General features: G+C 53.2%; 1 tRNA gene. It reads right to left on the bottom strand.

The features are described from left to right. Nucleotides 1-65: 65 nt before the first annotated feature. Nucleotides 66-142 (bottom strand) — tRNA-Met (locus PAT3040_RS12795). Nucleotides 143-340 lie beyond the last annotated feature (198 nt).

Genomic DNA, 340 nt, shown 5'->3' on the forward strand with positions numbered 1-340 from the left:
GGGATCGAACCGCCGACCCTCTGCTTGTAAGGCAGATGCTCTCCCAGCTGAGCTAATCCTCCATATGGTAGCGGCGAAGGGGATCGAACCCCCGACCTCACGGGTATGAACCGTACGCTCTAGCCAGCTGAGCTACACCGCCACATGTTTCCCCGAATTGTGTCTCTTGCAGCGCTCGGGGTCGCTTGCAAGGTCAGGAAATGACATCGCCAAATGTCATGTGCAAATCTGTTGTTTGAGATGGAGCTTGTCCACCTGAACAACCGGATTGCGCCCTGAAAACTGGATACGAAAGTGTGCTGAATCTTTAGCTTGCTTACCGGCTGTATGACCAAATAAG

Origin of the sequence: Paenibacillus agaridevorans (assembly GCF_003112455.1) — a bacterium.
Classification (GTDB): Bacteria; Bacillota; Bacilli; order Paenibacillales; family Paenibacillaceae; genus Pristimantibacillus; species Pristimantibacillus agaridevorans.